The organism is Streptomyces sp. NPDC058291 (assembly GCF_042880855.1).
GTDB lineage: Bacteria > Actinomycetota > Actinomycetes > Streptomycetales > Streptomycetaceae > Streptomyces.
In genome coordinates, this window is the sequence record NZ_JBHVYK010000079.1 from 1 (window position 1) to 22,860 (window position 22,860).

Consider the following 22,860-nt stretch of genomic DNA (forward strand, 5'->3'; position numbering starts at 1 on the left):
CCCGCCGCCCCGCCCGCCGTCCGGCCCCCCGCTCGCCCGACCGCCTCCCCCGCTGGTCACCCGGCTGAGGGAAGCGACGCAACGCACAGGGATCACGACGCCGAAAGGGGTCCGCACGCGCGTTCCCTGCGCGACGATGAGGTCTGAGGTCGTCCCGGCGGGTAGGCCGGGACCCGACCTTGAACGAGCGCACCGGAGGAGAACGATGGCACTGCTGCGACAAGAGGTCGACCCGAGCGAGGTCGGGCTGGACGGGAAGGCGCTGGACCGGCTCGACCAGCACCTCGCCCACTATGTCGACGAAGGGCGTCTGCCCGGGTTCCTCCTGGCCGTCTCGCGCGGGGGCCGGGTCGCACACCTCGTCACGCACGGCCGTCGTGACATCGCCGCCGGGCTGCCCGTGGAGGCCGACACCCTGTACCGGATCTACTCCATGACCAAACCGGTGACCTCGGTCGCCGCGCTGATACTGATGGAGGAGGGCCGGCTGGGCCTCGACGACGCCGTCGCCGACCACCTGCCCGCCTTCGCCGACCAGCGCGTGTACACGGGCGGTTCGGGCTCGGCGGTGTCCACCCGCCCGGTCGGACAGCCCCTGCTGGTTCGGCACCTGATGACCCACACCGCGGGCCTGACCTTCGCGTTCTACCACTGTCACCCGGTCGACGCCTTGTACCGCGAGGCGGGACTGGACTCGGCGGTGCTGCCGGGCTCGGACCTCGCGCGCACCGTGGAGGCCTACGCGCGGCTGCCGCTGCAGTTCGAGCCCGGCACCCAGTGGAACTACTCGGTGGCGACGAACGTCCTGGGCCGGATCATCGAGGTGGTCTCCGGCCGCCCACTGGACGAGTTCCTCGCCGAGCGGATCTTCCGCCCGCTCGGCATGCCCGACGCCGGCTTCCAGGTCAGCGACGAACAGGCGGGCCGACTGGCCGAGTTGTACGGCGACGCCGACGGCGGCGGCATCGAGCCGATCCCGGGGCTGCCCCTGTTCGGCCGTCCCCGGTTCCTGTCGGGCAGCGGGGGCATGGTGGCGACCGCCTACGACGTGCACCGGTTCAGCGAACTGCTCAGGCGGCGCGGCGAGTTGGACGGCGTGCGCCTGCTCGCTCCCGAGACGGTCGACCTGATGACCCGCAACCACCTCCCCGACGGCGCCGACCTGCGTGCCTTCGGCAGCCGCCCCGCGCACGACGAGCCCGGCAACGACGGCGTCGGCTTCGGCCTCGGGGTCTCCGTGGTCGTCGACCCGAGCCGCACCCAGGCCCCCTGCGGCCTCGGCGCCTACGGCTGGAGCGGCGTCGCCACGACGACCTTCTGGGTCGACCCGGCCCATGACGTGAGCGTCCAGTTCCTGACCCAGCTGCGACCGCGGAAGTCGCTGAAGCTCTACCCCGACCTGAAGCGCCTGGTGCACGAGGCGATCACGGACTGACGTCCCGGGACCGCCGCGGCCGGGGCGACCGGGGCGCCTTCCCGGCGGGGGCGTCCGTGCGGCCGGAGTCCGGGCAGTGCCTCACCCGGGCCGCCACAGGACATCGACATCACGACGTCCCCGGCGGACACCTCGGCGGTGAGCAGGCGGCCGCCGGACCACGAGCCGGGCGGCCGGGCCCGCTGCCCGTGGACAGCCCGCGCCGACCAGTGGACGACGCCGGCGGCCGGGACGGCGTCAGGCGCGGCCGGCCCCTCCTTCGGCCGACAACCGGCCGGTGTCCGAGCCGAGTTCACGGCCGGCCCGGTGATAGCGGTCCAGGCAGCGGTCCCACGCTTGGCCGACGCCGAAGTCCAGCAGCTGGGGAGTGAGGTCCGCCGAGAAGTCGACGCTGGACTCGCGCGGCAGCAAAGACGGCAGGTTGTCGATGGCGATCAGATCCAGCGGGGGCTCCTCGCGCAGCCGGCGCACGGGGTCGGCCCACTCGGTCGTGCGGTCGTACACCGGCAGCACGTTGAGCGGCGAGCCCACGTCACAGGTGACGTCGGACAGGGTGCGCAGTCGGCGGGCCGGATCGTCGAGGTCCTGCTCGCGGACGAACGGCGGCACGGGGGCGGTGGCGAGGACGCAGTTGACCATGAGGTCGTGCGCCAGCAGGGCGGGCCGGTCCAGGTCGCGGGTCTCCGCCAGGTCCCAGCAGGTGGGGTCCACGCCGGCGGTGGCGAACGCGGCCCGCGCGCCCCGGCCGCTGCGTCCGAGCGCGCCGACGACCAGAGCCGTGAACCCGGTTGCTTGGTCCGGAATATGACGGAGCGTCGCGTCCAGCTCGCCCTTGCCGGTGGGCAGGAGCGGGGCGGTCAGCCGTCCCCGGTGCTGGAGGACGGCGAGGGCCGCGCCGAGGTATCCGGCCCAGAAGCCGAAGGCGGCCAGACGGCGGCCGTGTCCGTCGACCAGGTACTCCAGATCGAGCAGCGCTCCACCCCCGGCGGCGAACCGGCGCAACAACGCGGCGGCTCCCGGCTGCCGCTTGTAGGCGTGCCCGAAGAAGACATGCCGGTGCGCCAACTCCGCCGGCTCGTCCGGGAGTTCCTTGAGGCCCAGGACCACGGCGTCGTCGGGTGCGGAGATCCAGGAGCCGGCGGGAACGATCCGCGCGCCGGCGGCCTCGTACTCCCGCGTGGGGAACACGCGCTGCGGGGAGTCCTCGACGCTCAGACGCACGCCGGCCTCGACGAGGCGGCGGGCGTCGTCGGGGACGACCGGGGTGCGTCGTTCGGTGGTGCGGGCCTCGTGGCGCAGCCACAGGTGGAGTGCCGTCATACGCGGTTGACCTCCGGGCGCGGGGCGCCGACCGCGAAACGATCGGCGCTCAGGGGGATGACGTCCACGAAGGGTACGCGGCCCGGATACAGGTCGCGGACGGTCTCGCCGACGGCCGGCCCCTGAAGGAATCCCTCTCCGGAGAAGCCCGTCGCGCAGAGGAGGCGCGCCACCGTCGACGCCTACCCGATCAGGGCATGGTGATCCGGGGTGACCTCGCGCAGGCCCGCCCGGCCGCCTGTGCGGCGCAGGTCGAGGAGGGCGGGGGCGCGGCGCTCCATGGCGTCGGCCGGCCGCGGGACGCGCACGCCGGCGGCGAGGTGGTGGGCGAGGGAGGCGCCCGTCACCCCGCCGCCGACGACGACCGAGGCCTGCGTGTTCACCCGAGCGGCTCCTCTCGGCGGCGGCCCCGACACCGGGGCCGGGGCCGGAGCCGGAGCCGGGGCCGGGCGGGGGCCGATGGCTGTCGTGCGCCGGAGCCGCCGTGCTCCCCGCCGGCCGTGGCGGCGGCGCCGAGTGTGCTCAGGACCAGTGCGCCACCGCGTCCAGATGGGGCAGCCGGTGGTCCAGACGCTCCCGCTTGGTGCGCAGGTAGGTGATGTTGTTCTCGCACGGTTCGATCAGCAGCGGCACCTCTTCGGCGACCTTGATGCCGTTGTCCACCAGCGCCTCGCGCTTGCGCGGGTTGTTCGACATCAGGCGGACCGATCGCACGCCCAGGTCGCGCAGGATGTCGGCGGCCACCTTGTAGTCGCGGGCGTCCACCGGGAAGCCGAGGGCGACGTTGGCCTCGACGGTGTCCAGGCCCTCCGCCTGCAGCGCCATCGCGCGCAGCTTGCCGAGCAGTCCTATCCCGCGGCCCTCGTGCCCGCGCAGATAGACGACCACGCCACGGCCCTCCGCGACCACCGCCCGCAGCGCGGAGTCCAGCTGGTCGCCGCACTCGCAGTGCTGGGATCCGAACGCGTCGCCCGTCAGGCATTCCGAGTGCAGCCGGGTCAGCACGTCCTCCGCGCCGATGTCGCCGAAGACCAGGGCGACTTGTTCGTCACCGCGGTCGTGGTCCATATAGCCGATCGCCTGGAATTTCCCGTACACGGTGGGCAGGGGGGCATTCACCACGCGTTCCACACCGGTGCGCTGCGGGGTCTTCGTGCCGAGTACGCCAATGTTTTCTGTCATGATCTGGTTCCTAAGCAGAGACGAAGGGCCGGGAAGAAATGAGTGGTTCGGACATACGGTCGGCGGCGTACGGAGTGATGCCGACGGACACTACCGAAGACGTGCGGGCCCGGGGCGCCGGAGTCGTGACACAGGTGGCGGTCCTGCCCGTCGGGAGTTTCGAACAGCACGGCGCGTACCTGCCGCTGGCCACCGACACGCTGGTCGCCTGCGCCATCGCACGGGAGATCGCCGAGGCGTACCCGGTGCACCTCCTCCCGCCGGTGACCATCGCGTGCTCGCACGAGCACGCGGCCTGGCCGGGAACCGTCAGCATTTCCTCGGTGACCCTTCACGCGGTGGTACGGGACATCGCGGCGTCGTTGCGCCGCTCGGGCGTCGAGGCCCTGGTCTTGGTCAACGGACACGGCGGGAACTACGTCCTGGGCAACGTCGTCCAGGAGTCCTCCGCCGCGGGTGAGCGGATGGCGCTCTTCCCGGCCCCGGAGGACTGGGAGGCGGCGCTGGAGCGGTCAGGGGTGTCGACCTCGCTGCTCACCGACATGCACGCCGGGGAGATCGAGACCTCGATCCTGCTGCACGCCCACCCCGACGTCGTCCGGCCCGGTTACGAGTCGGCCGATTTCGTCGCGGACGACCGCCGTCATCTGCTCACGCTGGGAATGTCCGCCTATACCGATTCGGGCGTCATCGGCCGTCCTTCCCTGGGGTCCGCGGAAAAAGGAAAGGAACTCCTGGCGAGCCTCGCGGATTCCTTCGGCGCGTATTTCACGCTGCTGACGTCGGCGGCTTCGCAGGCTTCGGCGACCGGTGGCGACGCCGGCGCCGGTACCGGCGCGGGGGCCGGCGACGCGGTCTCGTCGTCGTAGCGCGACTGGTCGAGGTCCGGGCCGGTCGGGCCGGCGTCCTGGGTGCGCAGTCCCGCGGACCAGCGCACCACCAGCACGACCGCCCCGGGCAGCGCCGCCACGAAGCTGAGCACGCCGTAGACGACGGCGACCGTGAGGCCGGTGCTCGCGCCGAGCCCGGCGGCGCCGAACGCCCAGGCGGTGACGCCCTCGCGGGGGCCCCAGCCGCCGACGTTCAACGGCAGCCCCATGGCGAGCAGCGCCAGGACGGCGATCGGCAGCAGCGCGAGCACGGAGGCGCCGGAACCGGCGACCCGGGCGGCCACGACGAACATGCCGAGGTGCCCGGTCAGCACGATCGCGGAGGAGACCGCGACGCCCGGCCCGTTGCGCCGCGACAGCAGGCTCTCGCGCGCCTCGGCCATCGCCGCCCGCAGCCGGCCGGCGCGACGCGGCGCCGAGGAGTTCATCCGGACGGCGAGGACGACCGCGCAGGCCCCCGCGCCGGCCAGCAGGACCAGCGGCGCGATCTGCCGGGCGTCCTGCATGACCGGGGACGGCAGGGTGAGCAGAACCGTCACGCCTGCCACCGTCAGCACGAGCTGTCCCGCGGTGCGCTCCAGGACCACGGCCCGCACACCGCGTCCGACGTCGCCCGCGCTCTGCCCGTGCCGCACCGCGCGGTGCACGTCGCCGAGGACGCCGCCGGGCAGCGCCGCGTTGAGGAACAGGGCGCGGTAGTAGTCGGCGACGGCCGCGCCGAGCGGCAGCCGGATCCGCAGGCCGCGGGCCACCAGCGCCCACCGCCAGGCGCTGAACACGGTGGTGACCGCGCCGATCACCAGTCCGGCGAGCAGGGTCGGCGCGTCGATCCGCCGCAGCCCGTCCAGGAAGACGCCGGTGCCCAGCCGCCACAGCAGGACGGTGAGGATGACCACGCCGGCGACGGTCCCGACGTGGGTGCGCAGGGCGCGGTTGCCGAACAGGGCGCGCAGCCGGGAGGGCCGCTTCGCGTGCGGCTCGGTCACGATGACGCCGATGCGGGCCGCCGAGACCGCGGCGCCGGTGCGGATCGTCGCCGGCGCGCGCGAGGGCCGGCGCACGGCGGGCGTGGCCGTCTCGCCCCACAGGACGGGCGTCGCGGTCTTCACCCGCGGGCCGACGGTCTCCGCGCTCATCCCGCTCCGCCCGTCGGCCGGGCCAGCGCCAGCAGGTCGCTGTGGTGCACGGTGGCACGCAGTTCGCCGGCGGCGCAGGCCGCGAGCCGCGCGGCCAGGTAGGGCTCGGCGCGCCCGGCCAGTTCGGGGCGCTCCTCCACGGCCGCGCCGACCCAGCCGCGCAGCCACTGGGCGGTCAGGCCAGCGTTGTCGGGGCCGAGCTGCCACGCGCTCGGGTGCACCCTGACGGTCGCGCCCTGGTCGGCGAACGCCTCGCAGGCGACGGAGACCGCGTCCGGGCCGAGGAGGCCGCCACGCCGCTGGTGGTCGTTGAAGGCCGCGGCGATCTCGTCGTCCAGCGGGTCCGGCGCGCTGAATTCGACGCGGCCGGCGACCGAGAGGGTCAGCAGCGCGGGGCAGCCGGCGCCGGCGCAGGCCGCGGCGAGCGTCTCGACCTCCTCGCGGGTGAGGACGTCGAGCAGCGCGGAGGCGGTGACCAGCGAGGCGCCGAGCAGGGCGTCCGGGGTGAGGCGGGCGACGTCGCCGCGCCGCGTCTCGACGGTGACCCGGCTGCCGTCGGCGGCCGCCCGCGGTGAGGCGACGGCCGCGAAGTGCAGCAGGTAGGGGTCGCGGTCGTGCAGGACCCAGTGCTGGGGGCCGTCCAGCCGGGGGGCCAGCCAGCGCCCCATGGAGCCGGTGCCGCAGCCCAGGTCGTGGATGGCCAGTCCGCTGCGGCCCGGCAGGTTGGCGAGCCGGATCCGCAGCGGGTCCAGCAGCTCCATCGACCGGGCGGCGGCGTCGGCGGGCTCGCGCAGCTCCAGCCACTCGGGGGCGTAGCGCGGGGCCTCGTCCGGCCCGGCGTCGCGCAGGCGTACGGTGGGCCGCTCGCCCTCGGACCGGCCGACCGGTCCGGCCCCGGCGATGACGGACTCCGTGCCCGCTCCGGCGTCCACGGCGTCCGCGTGCGGCGCGGGGGCGGCGCCCTGGGCCGGGGCCTGCGGCGCGGGGTCCGCGTCCGGCCGGGAGTGCGACGCGCTGGGCGCCGGCCCGGCCGAGCCGCCCGCGGGCAGCTCGGCCTCCACCGACGAGGGAGTCTCCTTGCGGCCGGGCTGGGCCGGTATGCCGCCCACGCGCCCTGCCACGTCGGCCGGGGTCGCCGTCGTCTTCCTCATGCCGCCCTCCGGGGTTCACTGGAAAGCCTGCCCAGAACGCCGGCCAGGCTCTGGGCGGTGGACGCCCAGCCGTTCAGGGCGGCCCGGCGGCCGCGCGCGGCCGCCTTGAGCCGCCGTCGTACGTCGGCCTCGCCGAACCAGCCGCGCAGTTCCGTCGCGAGGGCGGCCGGGTCCTCCGGTGGGACGAGGATGCCGGGGACGCCGCCGTCGGGGGCGCGGCCGACGGCCTCGGGCAGCCCGCCCACGTCCGTCGCGAGGACCGGGATGCCCCGGGCCAGCGCCTCGGTGACGGCCATGCCGTACGTCTCCGCGTAGGAGGTGAGGACCATCAGGTCGGCGGCGGCGTAGGCCGCGTCGAGCTCGGCGCCGGCCTTCGGGCCCGCCAGCTCCAGCCGGTCCTCGAGGCCGTGCCGCGCGATGAGGCCGCGCAGGTGCGCCACGTACTCCGGGTCCTGTTCGAGGCCGCCCACGCACACGCAGCTCCACGGCAGGTCCCGCGCCGCGGCCAGCGCCTCCACCAGCCGGTGCTGGCCCTTGCGCGGGGTGACGGAGGCCACGCACAGCAGCCGCGAGACGCCGTCGGTGCCGGAGGCGAGGGGGGCGATGTCCGCGCCGGGGGCGGCGGCGTGCACGCGCTCGGGGGCGAGGCCGTGGTGGGAGACGAGACGGCGCACCGCCCAGTCGCTGGTGGCGACGACGGCGGGGACGGCCCGCAGCACGGCCCGCTCCTTCGCGTCGAGCTCCGCCGCCACCTCGGGCGTGAGCCCCCGCTCGTCGCCGAGCGGCAGATGGACCAGGACGACGAGCCGCAGCCGCTCCGCCTCGGGGACGACGATCTCCGGGACCCCGCAGGCGACCAGCCCGTCGAGGAGGACGACCGTGCCGTCGGGGAACTCACGCAGCGTGCGCGCCAGCTCCGCGCGGGCGTCCGCCTCCGGACGGGGCCAGGACCCGGACGCCTGGTGCTTGTGGACCTGCCAGCCGAAACCGGGCAGGTCCAGGCACAGACGCCGGTCGTAGGCGTTGCCGCCGCTCGGGTTCGCCGGGTCGTCGACGCCGCCCGGCATCACGAAGTGCACGGAGCGCAGGGACATGGGGATGATCCCACCGATCTTGGGGAGCGGCGCCTGCGCGGGCACGTACGCGAGCGGGGCCTTCTCGCCGGACGGAGCGGTCTGCACGGCGGTCTTCTCCAGGGTCACGTCGGTCACAGGGCACGCTCGTAACTCGCCCAGGCGACGTGCGACTCGTGCAGGGCGACCGCGATGGCGGCGATGCCCCGGGCGCCCTCGCCGAGCGCGCCCTTGTGGATCCGCTCGGCGAGCCGGTCGGCGATGACCTTGGCCAGGAACTCCGTCGAGGTGTTGACCCCGGCGAAGTCGGGCTCGTTGTCGAGGTTGCGGTAGTTCAGCTCGCTGACCACCGCCCCCAGTTCCTGCGTGGCCAACCCGATGTCGACGACGATGTTGTCGTCGTCCAACTGCTCGCGGCGGAAGGTGGCGTCCACGAGGAACGTCGCTCCGTGCAGGCGCTGCGCGGGTCCGAAGACCTCGCCGCGGAAGCTGTGGGCGATCATGATGTGATCGCGGACGGTGACACTGAACAACGGACGACCCTCCAGGTGCGGCGCCTCTGCTCCCCCGGCCGTTGACCGCCGGGGGATGCCGTGTAGTACGGCTCTTCGCTTCCCCCCGTTCAGCCTGATCTCACTCTTTTCTCAGGTCAGGCGCTCCTGGTCGTACCTGATGCCGTGGCACAGCGCCGGGATCTCGCCCGACGCGAGCTTCGGCATGACCTGCGGCAGCTCGTCGAAAGGGCTGTCCCCCGTGACGAGGGCGTCGAGCGCCGGGTCGGCCAGCAACTCCAGGGCGAGGGCGAGCCGGTCGGCGTAGGTGCGGCTGGAGCGGCGGGCCGGCGAGACCATCCCGACCTGACTGCTGCGCACGGCCAGCCGTCGGGAGTGGAAGTCCTCGCCCAGCGGGAGCGACACCTTCCGGTCGCCGTACCAGCTCAGTTCCAGGACGGTCCCTTCGTCGGCGAGCAGTTCCAGCGCGCGGGCGAGGCCCTGTTCGGTGGCGCTGGCGTGCACCACGAGGTCGCAGCCGCCGAGAGCCTCCGCGGGCGCGGCGAAACCGACGCCGAGCGCCTCGGCGACCTTCGCCCGCGCCGGGTCCGCGTCCACCAACTGCACCCGGACCCCGGGGAAACGGGCCAGCAGCGCGGCCACCGAGCAGCCGATCATGCCACCGCCGACCACCGCGATCCGGTCGCCGACCAGCGGAGCGGCGTCCCACAGCGCGTTGACGGCCGTCTCCACGGTACCGGCCAGAACCGCCCGGCGCGCGGGCACGGAGTCCGGCACGACCGTCACCGCCGTCGCCGGGACCACGTACCGCGTCTGGTGCGGATAGAGGCAGAAGACGGTACGCCCGACCAGTTCCGCCGGCCCCCGCTCCACCACGCCCACGTTGAGATAGCCGTACTTCACGGGCGCCGGGAAGTCGCCCTCCTGGTACGGCGCCCGCATGGCCGCGTGCTGGCTCTCGGGCACCCCGCCGCGGAAGACGAGCGTCTCCGTGCCGCGGCTGACGCCGGACCACAGCGAGCGCACCAGGACCTCGCCGTCGGCCGGCTCCGCGACGACGACTTCGCGGATCTCCCCTTCGCCGGGCGAGCCCACCCAGAACGCGCGTGCGGCGATCGACATCCACATCCTCCTGAACGATCGGGAACCTGTTCACGTACCGAGGTGTGCACAGTCCGCGCACAGTACGCGGGACTGATCATCTCTGTCATCTGGCCGGAGGAACGTGCGGTGGCCCTGAACAACACTTACGACGCGAGGCTGGTCCAGCAGGAGACCGCCGTGGGAGCGGGCGTGCAGATCCTGTTGCTGGCCCTGCTCGGCACGGCGATCGGCATGGGGCCGGCGGGCTGGGTGACCGGCCTCGTCTTCGCCATCGCCACCTGGGCGGTGCTCTCCCGGGCGCTGCACCGCTCCAGCCTGCGCACGTTCGGCCCGGCCAACCGGGTCACCCTCGGCCGCGCGACGCTGGTCGGCGGGGTGACCGCACTGGTCGCCGACTCCTTCGAGAGCGCGCCCCCGGTGACGCTGCTGGTCGGTCTCACGGCCGTGGCCCTCATCCTCGACGGCGTCGACGGCAAGGTCGCCCGGCGCACCAACACCTCGACGGCGCTGGGCGCGCGCTTCGACATGGAGGTCGACGCGTTCCTCATCCTGGTGCTCAGCGTGTACGTCTCGATGGCACTGGGTCCGTGGGTCCTGCTGATCGGCGGCATGCGCTACGCGTTCGTCGCCGCCGCCCGCGTCGCCCCCTGGCTCAACGCCCAGCTCCCGCCGAGCACCGCCCGCAAGACGGTCGCCGCGCTGCAGGGCGTCCTGCTCCTGCTGGCCGGCGCCGACCTGTTGCCCTACGCCGCCAACTTCACCGTGGTACTGCTGGCGCTGGGCTCGCTGGTGTGGTCGTTCGGCCGGGACGTGCTGTGGCTGCGGCGGACCTCACGGACCACCTCCCGGCGCCCCGCGGAAGCGGTCCTGGAGCTCGTGTAACCGCCGTCCTCGCACGAAAGCCCTCTCCCGGGCGTTCCCTCACGGACGTTCCCGCCGACGCTTCGCGCAGATGCCTTCGTACCGAAGCCCCGTTCCGGCAGTCCTGTTGTGAAAGTCCCCTCGCGGAAGTCCTCTTACGGAAGTCCCCTTGCGGAAGTCCCCTCGCGGAAGTCCTCCTGTTGCGGAAGTCCTCGTGCAGAGGTCGTCGTGCCGAAGCGCTCGTCGCAGACGTGTTCCTCCGTCGGCCGGCTGAAAGAGGGCCCTTGGGGCCGTCACGGTCGTCACCGCCGACGCGGAAGCAGCAGGACGGCCGCGGCCGGCACCGCGGACAGCGGGAGCCAGGGCACGGCGGGCGGCAGCCCGGCGCCGAGAAGGGGGCCGGTGGACGGTCTCCTGGGTGGAGCCCGCTCCCCCTCCGAGCCGGGCGCGGTCCCGCTCACCTAAGCCCGCTCGCGTCCACGAGGCGCACCAGATCCTTTCGCCCGTAGCCCAGGAGCGCCGCGCGGTGAGCGGCCGTCAGCAGGAGGTGCGCGACGAGTCGGGCTCCCTGGCCGTCCTCCCGGTCGTCACCGCACCATTCGTCGGGCTTCTCGATGCCGAGGCCGTTCATCACGAGGCCGTGCGCGCGGCGGATCTCCGCGACCGTGTCGGACACGGCCCCCAGCAGGGTGGGGCCGGGGCGCTCGCACAGCAGGGCGAAGCAGCCCCGGTCGACGGGTTCGCAGCCGCTGGGCGGATGGCTGCGCAGGCGCTCGTACCGTTCGTCGCCGAAGCCGCCGTCGCCGAACTCGCCGTGGACCAGCACGAACCGGTGGAATCCCGGAGGCGTCGGCGAAGGCGGGGGCGTGTACTCCCACCCGGCGTCCTCGTACACCAGTCGGCGCACCTCCTCCTCGTCGGCCGAGGTGACCAGGTAGCCGGTCTCGGTGTTGTGCCCGGTGACCGTGCCGTCGGCGTTGTGCTGGATGTGCAGGCTCATGTCTGCCCCCGTGGTCGTCATAGAGCGGGAAGATCCCGTCACCCGCACAACGGTCCGCTCCCGCGCCGCGTGCCTGCTTCCCCGCACATCACTCGATCGCGTGAACGAATCCCCCGCTCACCGCCCGCCGTCCAGGAACCGCGTCACGGCCGTCACGAAGCGAGCGGGGTCGTCGCGCCACGGGAAGTGCCCCGCCCCGGGCTGCACGACGAGGTCGGCCTTCGGGAACAGCTCCGCGAACTCCCCCATCACCCGCGGCGGCGCGCCGAGGTCGTATGCGCCGGCGAGGAGGAGGACCGGGGACGGGAAGGTGGCGAGGGCCCTGCGGGTGGTGGCCGGGGTGAAGGCGCCGTCCGCGGCGTACGCGGCCGCCGCCGCGTGGTTCTTCTGCTGCTCGCCGGCCGCGTCGAAGGCCCGTGCCTCCTCGTCCCACCGGGCATGGAAGAGCGGGGCGACGCGTTGCCAGGAGTCGGCGGCGGCCCGGCCGGCGGTGATCGCCTCCAGGGCCGCGTACGCGGAGGCGAACCACGGTTCTTCGCGGCGCGGACGCGCGGTCGCCAGCCGGTCCTCGGCGGTGATCTCGAGGCCGGTCGCGTACACGCTCGGGGTGATCAGCAGCAGCCGGGCCACCCGGTCCGGGTGGCGGGCGGCGTACAGGAGCGCCAGGTTGGCCCCCGCGGAGTGGGCGAGCAGGTCGATCCGGTCGCGCCCGAGGTGTGCGCGCAGCGCCTCGACGTCGTCCACCTGGCGGTCGCAGCGGTACGAGGCGGTGTCTGCCGGAACGGCCGACCCGCCGGTGCCCCTGGGGTCGAGGCCGACGAGCCGGCGGTGGGAGGTGAGCCCGCCGAGGTCGCCCAGGTAGGTGGCGGACTGCATGGGGCCGCCGGGCAGGCAGATCAGGGGCGGGCCGTCCCCCGCGCTGTGGTGGGCGAGGCGGGTTCCGTCGGGGGCGGTGAAGATCGGCATGGGCGCGAGCGTTTCAGCGGCGCGAAGCCGCAACAAGCGGATTTTCACGTCGCGTACCAGCTGCGCGTGTGCCATGGGTGCGCTACGCCTGCGTCGAGCGACCTAGCTTGAACGATGGATCCTGAGCGGCGCGGGCACCGATGTCCTGGCTGCGCATTGCACGCTGACAACGCCGTGCTCCGCAAGGTCAGATGGGTGGCAGCCCGATAGCGGTGGGCGTCGGCAGCCGACCATGATGTGCGGTGTGCGGGGCTGCGCACTGGTGCGCAGCCCCGCAGGTCAGGTGTGGCCATCAGTTCCTCACGCCGGGGCAACGCAGATGCGCGGAGTGAAGATCCAGACTGTCCGGTCTGCCCTTCTCCTGCGGTTGTACTGCGCCGTTTCCGGAAAAGACCACGGGCGTCGGCGCATTCTTCGACGTCACAGACGCCTCTGTGGTTGCTGTGACGCGCTCGCCACTTCACGCGACGCCGGGGGTCAGCCGACCCGCTTCCATTCCTGGCACCGGTTGGTCTTGAAGTACTCCCCCTTGTTGAGCGTCACCCGCCCCGGGCCCTCCAGGTTGTTGTTGGCGATGATCGAGTCGAACTCGCCGCTGGCGTTCTTGGCCCGTTCCCAGTAGCAGCCGAACTCGCCCTCGGAGCCGGCCGTCTTGTACGTCCCGGGCTTGACGTCCTCTCCGACGAGGTACTCGCCCTCGCCCGAGAAGGTGGTCGCCGGTCCGGCCGGAGCGGCTTTCTTCGGCTGGGCGGTGACCGTCTTGGTGACCGCGGGGGCGGCAGCCGTGGCCGCCTCACCGGGCGCCGTCCTGGTGACGGTCACCGTCGGGCGGGGCCCGGCCTTCGCGTCGGCCGCCTCCTTGCCCGCCTCCGCGGAGCCGTCGCTCGCGCCGATGCCCATCCCGACGAACAGGGAGACCAGGGCGACCGCGCCGTACTTCAGCGCGGGTCTGCGACGCCGCACGGACTGCCCGGGACCCATGGGCACGGCCGGGCCGTACCCGCCCTGAGCGCCCTGCGGGTGAGGCTGGAACTGAGGGGTGGCCTGAGGGGCGGTCTGAGGCGTGGGCCGAGGGGCGGGCTGAGGCGTGGGCTGCTGGAAGTTCATGGCGGTCTCCGTTCTCCGTGCATACCGAGGTTGCTCCAACGGCCGCTATCACCGGAAGCACTTCCAGATAAGCATGACACTGAAAGCACCGTCAATCACGTTGACAGATTTGACGAGTGCTGTAGGTTGTTGACGTCCGCTGCCGAGCGAGACAGAAGCCAGAGAGCCAGGACCCCACTCATGTCCCAGCCATCCGCACCGGTGACCGCCCAGGTGACCGCCGCCGAGATCTCCCGCATCGCGGGGGTCACGCGCGCCACGGTCAGCAACTGGCGACGTCGGCACGACGACTTCCCGGCACCGTCCGGCGGTACGGACAGCAGCCCGCTGTACGACCTGGAGTCGGTGCGTTCCTGGTTGGCCGCACGTGGCCACGTCTCGGCGGCGAGCCCGTCGGAGGAACTGCGCACGACCCTCCGCCTGCACGCGCAGAGCGGCGGTGGCACGGCGGACCTGCTGCTCCTGGTGCTGGCCGCGGCGGGCCGCTCCGCGCAGGAGCTGACGGCCGCGGCCCGGTTGCCGGACGCGGATCTCGTCAGCCACGCCCGGCGGGACGCGGCCACTGCGGCAGAGGCCGTGCCGGGCGCGGACGCCGTCCGCTTCGAGGCGGACACCGCGGCGGTGCTGCGCTCGCTGTACGTGTGTGTACGCGACGAGGGCGGCCAGGCCGCGCTGGGCGTGCTCGCGGATCGGGAGCTGGAGGACAGCGCCGCGTCGGGCGCTTACCGGACCCCGGAACCGCTCGCGGACCTGCTGGCCGGCCTGATCCCCGGATCGCCGCTCCGCGTCCTCGATCCGGCCTGCGGCAGCGGCACCCTCCTGGCCGCCGTCGCCCGCAGGGGCGCACGCGAGCTGTACGGCCAGGACACGCTCCCCGTGCAGGCCCGGCGCAGCGCCGTCAGCCTGACGCTGACGGCACCGGAGGCCACGGTCACCATGCGCGCCGGTGACAGCCTCCGCGCGGACGCCTTCCCCGGCCTCGTCGCCGACGCGGTGCTGTGCAATCCGCCGTTCGGCGTCCGGGACTGGGGTCACGACGAGCTCGCGTACGACCCGCGCTGGGCGTACGGCGTACCGCCCCGCGCCGAGTCGGAGCTGGCGTGGGTGCAGCACGCGCTCGCCCACCTGGCCCCCGGCGGCTACGCGGCCCTGATCCTGCCGCCGGCCACGGCAGGTCGCGCCTCGGGCCGTCGCGTACGGGCGGAGCTTGTACGCGGTGGCGCGCTGCGCGCGGTGATCGCCCTGCCGGTCGGCGCGTCGGTGCCGTTGCACGTCGGTCTCCAGGTCTGGGTGCTGCAACGGCCCGAACCGGGCGGCCCGGAGCGCAAGTCGGTGCTGTTCGTGGACACGGCGGAGGCGTCGGCAACGGCGGGGTCCGGTACGGGGGCGGGAAGCGGCGGTACGGCCGGAGCCACCCGCACCCGGGGCGTCGGAAGCCGGTCCGCTTCCCTGGACTGGGCCGGGATCACGGCGCGGATCCTGGGGTCGTGGCAGGCGTTCCGGGAGGACCCGGACGCGTTCGAGGGCGAACCAGGTGTGGCGCACGCCGTCGGCGTGGTGGACCTCTTGGACGACGTGGTGGACCTGACCCCGGCGCGTCTCGTCCGGGCGTCACGGGCCGAGGTCGATCCGGCGGAACTGTCGGCGGAGGTCGACGCGACCCGCCGGGACCTCGTCAAGGCGGCGAAGTCCCTGGCTCGGGCGGCCGGTCACCAGGAGTGGGGCAGTGCGGGCGCCACGGCACGCGACTGGCGGACGGCGACGGCGTCCGACCTCGCGCGCGGCGGGGCGCTCACCCTGCTGCGGACGGTGCCGGAGGGTGCGCGGGGCCGTGCGGAAGCGGCTCAAGCGGCCGAAGGCGGGGACGGGAACCCGGAGCCGTCCGGGGTACACGCGGTCCTCACCGGCGCGGACATCGCACGCGGGTCGGGCCCCACGGGCGACCCGGCTGAGCTGCACAGCGTCGTGGCACCCCTGGTCGCCGTCGGGGACGTCCTCGTACGAGCCGTCGCGGGCGGGGACGGCCCCATGGCCCGGGTCGCGGGCGAGGAGGACGCCGGCGCGCTGCTCGGCCCGCACATCCACCTCTTCCGGCCGGACCCGGCCCGCCTGGACGCCTGGTTCCTCGCCGGGTTCATGGGCGCGGAGGAGAACATCGCGGTCGCGTCGACCGGCAGCACGGTCCTGACGGTCAACCCGGGCAGGTTGCGCGTGCCCTTGCTGCCGCTGGAGGAGCAGCGCCGGTACGGGCAGGCGTTCCGGCACGTGCACGAACTCCGGGCGGAGGCGCGGCGGGCGACGCGGCTTGCGGAGGAGACGGCACGGCTCCTGGCGGGCGGCCTGACCGGGGGGCAACTGCTTCCCGAGCGGGACGCGGCGGAGCGGGAAGCGACGGACCGGGACGGCGAGGCAGCTCACCCGCACGGGGCCGGTTCACGGCATTCGACATACGGACCTCCATCCGCATAGACCACACTTCTCGGCACCCGCGCGGCTCATGCTGCTGCGCGGTGGGGGCGGGACATGCAGGACATCTCGGAAAGGAATTCGGGGATTCAGTTGAACAGCAGTAAGCACACGGAGTTGGCGAACCACGCGTGGTCCGTCGCCGACCTCCTGCGGGGGGACTACAAGCAGTCCGACTACGGCAAGGTCATCCTGCCGTTCACGGTGCTGCGGCGTCTGGAGTGCGTGCTGGAGCCGAAGCGCGAGAAGGTCGCGGAGCTGGCGGCCCAGTACAAGGACAGCGACATCGACCCGGACGGCTTCCTGCGCCGGGCCTCGGGCCACTCCTTCTACAACAAGTCCGGCCTGACCCTGAAGAAGATCGCGGCGGACCCGCAGAACGCGGCGAAGAACCTCCACGTTTACGTGGGCGCGTTCTCGGACAACGCGCGGGGCGTCCTGGAGCGGTTCGAGTTCGCCCAGCAGATCAAGCGACTCGACAGCGCGGGCCTGCTCTACCAGGTCATCGGCAAGTTCACCGACCTGGACCTGCGCCCCGAGACCGTGCCCAACCACAATATGGGCTACATCTTCGAGGAGCTGATCCGCCGCTTCGCGGAGCAGTCGAACGAGACGGCCGGTGAGCACTTCACCCCGCGCGAGGTCATCAAGCTGATGGTGAACCTCCTCATCGCCCCGGACGGCGACGCGCTCCACGTCCCCGGCGTCATCCGCACGGTCATGGACCCGGCCTGCGGCACGGGCGGCATGCTCTCGGCGGTCGAGGACCACATCAAGGACTACAACTCCGACGCCACGGTCGAGGTGTACGGGCAGGAGCTGAACCCCGAGTCCTGGGCGATCTGCCGGTCCGACCTCATGATCAAGGGCCAGGACCCGGAGAACATCGCCTTCGGTAACTCCTTCTCCGACGACGGCCACGCCCGCAAGTCCTTCGACTACATCCTGGCCAACCCGCCGTTCGGCGTGGAGTGGAAGAAGGTCAAGGAGGACGTCGAGTTCGAGCACAAGTCGCTCGGCGACTCCGGCCGCTTCGGCGCGGGGCTCCCCCGGATCAACGACGGTTCGCTGCTGTTCCTCCAGCACATGATCTCGAAGATGAAGCCGGTCGACGTGAACGGCGGGGGCGGCTCCCGCATCGCGATCGTCTTCAACGGCTCACCCCTGTTCACGGGCGCGGCGGGCTCGGGCGAGTCGGAGATCCGCCGCTGGATCCTGGAGAACGACTGGCTGGAGGCCATCGTCGCGCTCCCCGACCAGCTCTTCTACAACACCGGCATCTCCACGTACTTCTGGATCCTGACGAACCGCAAGAGCCCCGACCACAAGGGCAAGGTCGTCCTGCTGGACGCCCGCGACCAGTGGCAGAAGATGCGCAAGTCCCTCGGCGACAAGCGCAAGGAACTCGGCAAGGACCACATCGCCACGGTGACCCGGCTCTACGGCGACGCGCTCACCGCGGCCGCCGACCCGGAACACCCGCTCCACGCCAAGGTGAAGGTCTTCGCCAACACCGACTTCGGGTACCAGCGGATCACCGTCGAGCGGCCGCTGAAGCTCCGCTTCGAGGTGACGGAGGAGACGCTGGCAGCACTGGCCGCATCCAAGCCGGTACAGAAGCTGGAGCAGTCCGAGGACTTCGTCGGTGCGGTGCGGACGCTGCTGGGTTCGTCGTGGGGGACGAAGTCGGAGGCGCTGGTGGCACTGAAGGACGCGGTGGTCGCGGCCGGGCTCCTGTGGCCGGCGGGCGCGCCGTTCGCGAAGGCCGTACGGGAATCGATCGGCGTCCGGCACCCGGAGGGCGAGGTCCAGCGCATCAAGGGCGAGGCCGAGCCGGACTCGGAACTGCGCGACTACGAGAACGTTCCGCTGGGCGAGGACGTCGAGGAGTATCTCAAGCGCGAGGTCCACCCACACGTCCCGGACGCGTGGATCGACCACAGCAAGACGAAGGTGGGCTACGAGATCCCGTTCACGCGGCACTTCTACGTGTACGCGCCGCCGAGGCCGCTTGCGGAGATCGACGCGGAGTTGAAGGCGCTGGAGGCGGAAATTCAGGGGCTGTTGGGGGAGGTTACGGAATGACCGCCGGGGCATTGAGTGAGGTTACCGCGCCGGATCACTGGCATTGGCAAGACTTGTGGGCTGTCGCGCCCCGGGTCAAAGAAATCGGACGCCCAGATCTAGAGCCGTTGTCCGTGTATCTGGAAGCAGGCGTCGTACCACGGAGTTCCAGGGGCGACAACCACAACCAGCTCGGGGAAGACCTTTCCCGTTACCTGGTGGTCCAGCCCGACGATATCGTCTTCAATAAGCTACGCACCTGGCAGGGCGGTCTGGGCGTTTCCCAGCACTCGGGAATCGTCAGCCCAGCGTATTTTGTCTGTCGCCCAAGTAGTATGGCGCGCCCGCGTTTTCTGCACTATCTTCTGAGATCAAGTCCATACTTGGCCGAGTTGACTCGCATCTCAAAATGGATGCCCCCGTCGCAGTTCGACACCCCATGGGAGCAACTCCGCAAAATTCCGATCCTTCTACCCTCGTTGGAAGAGCAACGTCGTATCGCCGAATTCCTCGACACCGAGACAGCAAAACTCACACGCATTGACGACCGCTTCAACCGGCTCGCAGACCTGCTTGACGAGCGCAAGTCCGCACTGACCTTCGACTGCTTTACTTTCGACGGCATCAGTCAGGCACCACGTATCCCCTTGCGGCGAGTAGTTAAGCGGTGGATTGACTACCGCGGAGCTACACCGGTAAAGACGGATGCCGGGATCCCACTTGTCACAGCCAAAAATATCCGGGAAGGGCGCATCGACCTCGAAGTCAGCCGCGAATACATCGCTACTGACGACTACACCGATTGGATGCGCCGAGGCCTGCTTGAGTTGAGTGACGTATTGCTCACCACTGAGGCGCCCCTGGGACAAGTAGCCATGGTCAACGACACTTCAATTGCGCTTGCGCAGCGCATAATCGTACTCAGGACAGCGCGCAACCTGTGCTCGCCCGAGTGGCTCTATTGGTACCTGCGATCGCCGCAAGGGCAAGCCGAATTGAAACTTCGGGCCACCGGCTCCACGGCGCTTGGTATCAAGGCTGACAGGTTGCGTGGCGTCCCTATTCCCTTGCCTCCGCTGAGTGTAGCTTCGCGACGCATTAGTCGGCTGGCTACCCATGTAGCCCAGATCTATGGCCTCCAACAGAGATTGGTGCGTCAGAGAGCCCTCGTAGCCGAACGCCGCCAAGCCCTAATCACCGCTGCCGTGACCGGCCAATTTGACGTATCCACCGCCAGCGGTCGCAACGTAACCGAAGGAGTCTCCGTATGAGCCCCGTGCACGACGAGTCCGCCTTCGGGGATGCCATCGTCGCCGCTCTCTGCGAGCGGGGGTGGCGTGAGAGGGATCGTACGAAGTACCGGGCCGATCTCGGTCTCGACACCGATGAGCTGTTCGCCTTCATCCGCGAGACGCAGCTCGACGAGTGGAACGACCTCCTCAGCATCTACGGCGGCAACAAGAGCGAGGCCGAGCGTGGCTTCGTGCAGCGTCTTGACCGGGCCATCGCCGACGACGGGCTGCTGAACGTCCTGCGGAACGGGGTCAAGGATCGCGGGATCCTCCTCCGCGTCGCCTACTTCCGGCCGAATCTGGTCGCCGCCGAGAACGTCCTCGACGACTACCGGGCCAACCGCCTCACCGTCGTCCGGGAACTCCCCTACGCCACCAAGCAGGCCGACTGGGGCCACCTGCTCGACCTGGCTCTGTTCCTGAACGGCATCCCGGTCGCCACGGCCGAGTTGAAGAACCCACTCACCGGGCAGGGCGTCGAGCACGCCAAGGAGCAGTACCGGACGGACCGCGACCCGACCGAGCTGATCTTCACGCGCAGGGTCATCGCGAACTTCGCCGTCGACCCGGACCTGGTGTTCGTGACGACCCAGCTCCGGGGCAAGAGCACGAGGTTCCTGCCGTTCAACACCGGCTCGAACGGCCCCGGCCAGCCCGGCGGCGCGGGCAACCCCGCGCCCACGACGTTCGGGACGTACGCCACCTCCTACCTCTGGGAACAGGTCTGGCACCCCGAGAACTGGCTCGACCTCCTCCACCGCTTCGCGCACCAGCAGAAGCACAAGACGCCCGGCGGCGGCACCACCAAGTCGACCATCTTCCCCCGCTACCACCAGTGGGACGTCGTCCGGAAGCTGACCGCTCACGCGTCCACGCGGGGCACCGGCCACAACTACCTGGTCATGGCGTCCGCCGGCTCCGGCAAGTCGAACACCATCGGCTGGCTGGCCCACCGCCTGAGCGACCTGCACGCCCGCACCGACCCGCACTCCCTCGAACCCGAGGCGCTCGCCAGCGGCCGCATCAAGCCGGGTGAGCCGGTCTTCGACAAGGTCATCGTCATCACGGACCGCCGCAACCTGGACGCCCAACTCCGGGAGACGGTCGGCAGTTTCTCGCAGACCGACGGTCTGGTCGTGAAGGTCGACGAGAAGCACGGCGCGAAGAGCGAGCAGCTCGCACGTGCCCTCTCGCGGGACACCGGCAAGATCGTGACCGTCACCCTGCACTCGTTCCCGGCGCTGCTCGACTACATCAAGCGGAACCCGACCGAGATCAAGGGCACGCGCTTCGCGATCGTCATCGACGAGGCGCACTCCTCGCAGTCCGGGGACGCGGCCACGGCCGTCAAGTCCGCGCTGCGGGAACTCGGTCTGGACTCCGACTCGGAGGACGAGGGCGCGACGACCGTCACGCTCGGCGACAAGCTCAAGGGGAAGGCGGTGGAGCGGTCCCGGGCCACGAACCTCTCCTACTTCGCCTTCACCGCCACGCCCAAGGCGAAGACCCTCGAACTCTTCGGCACCGAGAGCACGGAGAACGGCAAGGCGGTCTACCGCCCCTTCCACACGTACTCCATGCGCCAGGCCATCGAGGAAGGCTTCATCCTCGATCCGCTGCGCAACTACGTCACGTACGCCACGTACTGGAAGCTGGTGAACCAGAATCCGGACGAGAAGGAGGTCGACCCCTCCAAGGCCAACAGCCTGCTCGCCCGGTTCGCGCTCACGCACGAACACACCGTGTCCCAGCACGCGATGGTGATCGTCGAGCACTTCGTGACGCACACCCGCGGTCGGCTCGGCGGGCGGGCCAAGTCCATGGTGGTCACCGCGTCGCGGCAGTCGGCCGCGCAGATGGCGCGAGCGATCAAGAGCTACATCAAGGACCGTGACTACGACACCAAGTACCCCGACCTGGGTGTGCTCGTCGCCTTCTCCGGTTCCCTCACGATCGACGACGAAGAGACCACCGAGACCAAGGAGAACGGCGGTCTGTCGGAGGGCGCGCTGCCGAAGGCGTTCGCCTACACCCGCGCCGACGACAAGGCCGTGAAGGCCGGCGGCAAGGGACAGCAGGAGTACAAGATCCTGGTCGTCGCGGAGAAGTACCAGACCGGCTTCGACCAGCCGCTCCTCACGACGATGTACGTCAACAAGACGCTCACCGGCATCTCCGCCGTGCAGACCCTGTCCCGCCTCAACCGCACCGCCGAACGCAAGTCCCAGGCCGACCTGGCCGTCCTGGACTTCGTCAACGAGGCCGAGGACATCCAGGAGGCCTTCCGCCCGTACTTCGAGGAGGCGACGACCCTCCCGTCCGACCCGAACCTCCTCTACACGGCCCAGAGCCGCGTCATGTCCGCGCCGGTCATCTCCGAACAGGACATGGACGAGTTCGCTGCCGCGTACTTCGAGGCCAAGGAGAAGGCGGCTGGCTCACAGACCAAGTGGGAGAAGCTGCACGCCGAGCTGTACCGGCTCCTGTCCCCGGCCGTCACCCGCTTCACCAAGCTGATGGACAGCGAGGAGGAGGACGAGGTCGAGACCGCGGAGGAGTTCCGCGCCAACCTCAACGACTACGTCCGCAAGTACGGCTTCCTGGCGCAGATCGTGCCCTACCAGGACCCCGACCTGGAACGGCTGCACCTCTACGGGCGCTACCTCCTCAACCGCCTCCCCCGCAACGCCGACGGCGGCGTCGACATAGGCGAAGTCGACCTGAGTCACCTGCGCGTGGCGAAGACCGGCGAGCACGACGTCTCCCTCAACGCGGAGGGCTCGGCCGAACTGAAGGGCTTCGGCGACGGCACCGGCGGTGCGAAGGACGCCGAGAAGTCGCTTCTGTCCGAGCTGATCGACAAGTTCAACGCCAAGTTCGGCACGGAGTTCACGGAGGCCGACGTCCTTCCGGCCTTCAACGCCACGAAGGATGACCCGAAGGTCCGGGCCGCAGCCGTCGTCAACGACGAGGACAACTTCGCCGTCGTCTTCGACAAGAAGTTCAACGAGTACATGATGGATCACGTGTCCACCATCGACACGCTCGGCAAGCGCTACTTCGGCGCCGACCGCAGCTTCAAGTCCAACCTGGACCGGAGCGCGCGGCGGGCCGCCTGGCGGATGATCCGCAGCGAAGAGGGTCTGGACGACGTCTGACACGGTCGGGGGGCGGCGGCGGGGCGGGGCCCCCCCGGGGGACGTCGCCCCCCGGCCGGCGGCCCAGACCACGCACCCAGCCCCCGCCGCGACGCCCACCGCCGGCCCCCATAACGACCAAAGCGGCCTAAACCCGACCACGC

The 22,860-nt window shown here is 71.4% G+C and carries 16 protein-coding genes and 2 pseudogenes; 7 read left to right on the forward strand and 11 right to left on the reverse strand.

Translation table 11 applies throughout. From position 1 onward, the window contains the following. Positions 1-205 precede the first annotated feature (205 nt). Positions 206-1,435, forward strand: a complete 1,230-nt coding sequence (locus ACFVYK_RS29895; RefSeq protein ID WP_389779407.1) for a serine hydrolase domain-containing protein — start codon at positions 206-208, stop codon at positions 1,433-1,435. 237 nt (positions 1,436-1,672) lie between these two features. Here the strand turns inward: ACFVYK_RS29895 and ACFVYK_RS29900 are convergent, their stop codons facing one another. From ACFVYK_RS29900 to ribA, 3 genes and pseudogenes are all read right to left on the reverse strand, one after another. Beyond that, positions 1,673-2,755, reverse strand: a complete 1,083-nt coding sequence (locus ACFVYK_RS29900) for a saccharopine dehydrogenase (RefSeq protein WP_389779409.1) — start codon at positions 2,753-2,755, stop codon at positions 1,673-1,675. Beyond that, positions 2,752-3,057: pseudogene (locus ACFVYK_RS29905) on the reverse strand (FAD-dependent oxidoreductase); the annotation flags it as partial. The pseudogene ACFVYK_RS29905 and the gene ACFVYK_RS29900, both read right to left, overlap by 4 nt. 220 nt (positions 3,058-3,277) lie before the next feature. Further along, positions 3,278-3,937 carry a GTP cyclohydrolase II gene (gene ribA, locus ACFVYK_RS29910; protein ID WP_389779411.1) on the reverse strand — a complete coding sequence of 220 codons (660 nt, stop codon included), beginning with the start codon at positions 3,935-3,937 and terminating at the stop codon, positions 3,278-3,280. A 38-nt stretch (positions 3,938-3,975) separates the two neighbouring features. Here ribA and ACFVYK_RS29915 point away from each other — a divergent pair, with 38 nt between their 5' ends. After that, positions 3,976-4,806, forward strand: coding sequence for a creatininase family protein (locus tag ACFVYK_RS29915; RefSeq protein ID WP_389779413.1), 831 nt, complete (start codon positions 3,976-3,978; stop codon positions 4,804-4,806). Positions 4,807-4,949: 143 nt separating this feature from the next. Here the strand turns inward: ACFVYK_RS29915 and ACFVYK_RS29920 are convergent. The 5 genes and pseudogenes from ACFVYK_RS29920 to ACFVYK_RS29940 form a co-directional block, all read right to left on the reverse strand. Beyond that, a pseudogene (locus ACFVYK_RS29920) lies at positions 4,950-5,963 on the reverse strand (YbhN family protein); the annotation flags it as partial. Next, positions 5,960-7,114, reverse strand: coding sequence for a trans-aconitate methyltransferase (locus ACFVYK_RS29925; protein ID WP_389779415.1), 1,155 nt, complete (start codon positions 7,112-7,114; stop codon positions 5,960-5,962). The gene ACFVYK_RS29925 and the pseudogene ACFVYK_RS29920, both read right to left, overlap by 4 nt. Continuing rightward, positions 7,111-8,325 (reverse strand): glycosyltransferase family 4 protein, encoded by a 1,215-nt coding sequence (locus tag ACFVYK_RS29930; RefSeq protein WP_389779417.1) that lies wholly within the window; start codon positions 8,323-8,325, stop codon positions 7,111-7,113. Before ACFVYK_RS29930 ends, ACFVYK_RS29925 begins: the two co-directional genes overlap by 4 nt. Next, positions 8,322-8,720, reverse strand: coding sequence for a 6-carboxytetrahydropterin synthase (locus tag ACFVYK_RS29935; RefSeq protein WP_328477988.1), 399 nt, complete (start codon positions 8,718-8,720; stop codon positions 8,322-8,324). Before ACFVYK_RS29935 ends, ACFVYK_RS29930 begins: the two co-directional genes overlap by 4 nt. 111 nt (positions 8,721-8,831) lie before the next feature. After that, positions 8,832-9,821, reverse strand: coding sequence for a zinc-binding alcohol dehydrogenase (locus tag ACFVYK_RS29940; protein ID WP_389779419.1), 990 nt, complete (start codon positions 9,819-9,821; stop codon positions 8,832-8,834). Positions 9,822-9,929: 108 nt separating this feature from the next. Between ACFVYK_RS29940 and ACFVYK_RS29945 the strand changes: the two genes are divergently transcribed. Further along, positions 9,930-10,685 (forward strand): CDP-alcohol phosphatidyltransferase family protein, encoded by a 756-nt coding sequence (locus tag ACFVYK_RS29945; protein WP_389779421.1) that lies wholly within the window; start codon positions 9,930-9,932, stop codon positions 10,683-10,685. 436 nt (positions 10,686-11,121) lie between these two features. Here the strand turns inward: ACFVYK_RS29945 and ACFVYK_RS29950 are convergent, their stop codons facing one another. The 3 genes from ACFVYK_RS29950 to ACFVYK_RS29960 form a co-directional block, all read right to left on the reverse strand. Continuing rightward, positions 11,122-11,664, reverse strand: a complete 543-nt coding sequence (locus tag ACFVYK_RS29950) for a hypothetical protein (RefSeq protein ID WP_389779422.1) — start codon at positions 11,662-11,664, stop codon at positions 11,122-11,124. Positions 11,665-11,781: 117 nt separating this feature from the next. Beyond that, positions 11,782-12,630: an alpha/beta fold hydrolase gene (locus ACFVYK_RS29955; RefSeq protein WP_389779424.1), complete on the reverse strand. Its 849-nt coding sequence runs from the start codon at positions 12,628-12,630 to the stop codon at positions 11,782-11,784. Between the two features lie 477 nt (positions 12,631-13,107). Further along, positions 13,108-13,737, reverse strand: a complete 630-nt coding sequence (locus ACFVYK_RS29960) for a hypothetical protein (RefSeq protein ID WP_389779425.1) — start codon at positions 13,735-13,737, stop codon at positions 13,108-13,110. 180 nt (positions 13,738-13,917) lie between these two features. Here ACFVYK_RS29960 and ACFVYK_RS29965 point away from each other — a divergent pair, with 180 nt between their 5' ends. From ACFVYK_RS29965 to ACFVYK_RS29980, 4 genes are all read left to right on the forward strand, one after another. Beyond that, positions 13,918-16,206: an N-6 DNA methylase gene (locus tag ACFVYK_RS29965; protein WP_389779426.1), complete on the forward strand. Its 2,289-nt coding sequence runs from the start codon at positions 13,918-13,920 to the stop codon at positions 16,204-16,206. A gap of 90 nt (positions 16,207-16,296) precedes the next feature. Then, on the forward strand, positions 16,297-18,288 hold the full coding sequence (locus ACFVYK_RS29970; protein WP_389779428.1) for an N-6 DNA methylase: 1,992 nt from the start codon (positions 16,297-16,299) through the stop codon (positions 18,286-18,288). Beyond that, positions 18,285-19,538: a restriction endonuclease subunit S gene (locus ACFVYK_RS29975; RefSeq protein WP_389779429.1), complete on the forward strand. Its 1,254-nt coding sequence runs from the start codon at positions 18,285-18,287 to the stop codon at positions 19,536-19,538. The genes ACFVYK_RS29970 and ACFVYK_RS29975 overlap by 4 nt, the downstream gene beginning before the upstream one ends. After that, on the forward strand, positions 19,535-22,717 hold the full coding sequence (locus ACFVYK_RS29980) for a type I restriction endonuclease subunit R (RefSeq protein WP_389779430.1): 3,183 nt from the start codon (positions 19,535-19,537) through the stop codon (positions 22,715-22,717). Before ACFVYK_RS29975 ends, ACFVYK_RS29980 begins: the two co-directional genes overlap by 4 nt. Positions 22,718-22,860: the final 143 nt, after the last annotated feature.

Coding starts and splice junctions, on each gene's coding strand:
- ACFVYK_RS29895 (WP_389779407.1), top strand. CDS start 206: ATGGCACTGCTGCGACAAGAGGTCGACCCGAGCGAGGTCGGGCTGGAC.
- ACFVYK_RS29900 (WP_389779409.1), bottom strand. CDS start 2,755: ATGACGGCACTCCACCTGTGGCTGCGCCACGAGGCCCGCACCACCGAA.
- ribA (WP_389779411.1), bottom strand. CDS start 3,937: ATGACAGAAAACATTGGCGTACTCGGCACGAAGACCCCGCAGCGCACC.
- ACFVYK_RS29915 (WP_389779413.1), top strand. CDS start 3,976: ATGAGTGGTTCGGACATACGGTCGGCGGCGTACGGAGTGATGCCGACG.
- ACFVYK_RS29925 (WP_389779415.1), bottom strand. CDS start 7,114: ATGAGGAAGACGACGGCGACCCCGGCCGACGTGGCAGGGCGCGTGGGC.
- ACFVYK_RS29940 (WP_389779419.1), bottom strand. CDS start 9,821: ATGTCGATCGCCGCACGCGCGTTCTGGGTGGGCTCGCCCGGCGAAGGG.
- ACFVYK_RS29950 (WP_389779422.1), bottom strand. CDS start 11,664: ATGAGCCTGCACATCCAGCACAACGCCGACGGCACGGTCACCGGGCAC.
- ACFVYK_RS29955 (WP_389779424.1), bottom strand. CDS start 12,630: ATGCCGATCTTCACCGCCCCCGACGGAACCCGCCTCGCCCACCACAGC.
- ACFVYK_RS29960 (WP_389779425.1), bottom strand. CDS start 13,737: ATGAACTTCCAGCAGCCCACGCCTCAGCCCGCCCCTCGGCCCACGCCT.
- ACFVYK_RS29965 (WP_389779426.1), top strand. CDS start 13,918: ATGTCCCAGCCATCCGCACCGGTGACCGCCCAGGTGACCGCCGCCGAG.
- ACFVYK_RS29975 (WP_389779429.1), top strand. CDS start 18,285: ATGACCGCCGGGGCATTGAGTGAGGTTACCGCGCCGGATCACTGGCAT.
- ACFVYK_RS29980 (WP_389779430.1), top strand. CDS start 19,535: ATGAGCCCCGTGCACGACGAGTCCGCCTTCGGGGATGCCATCGTCGCC.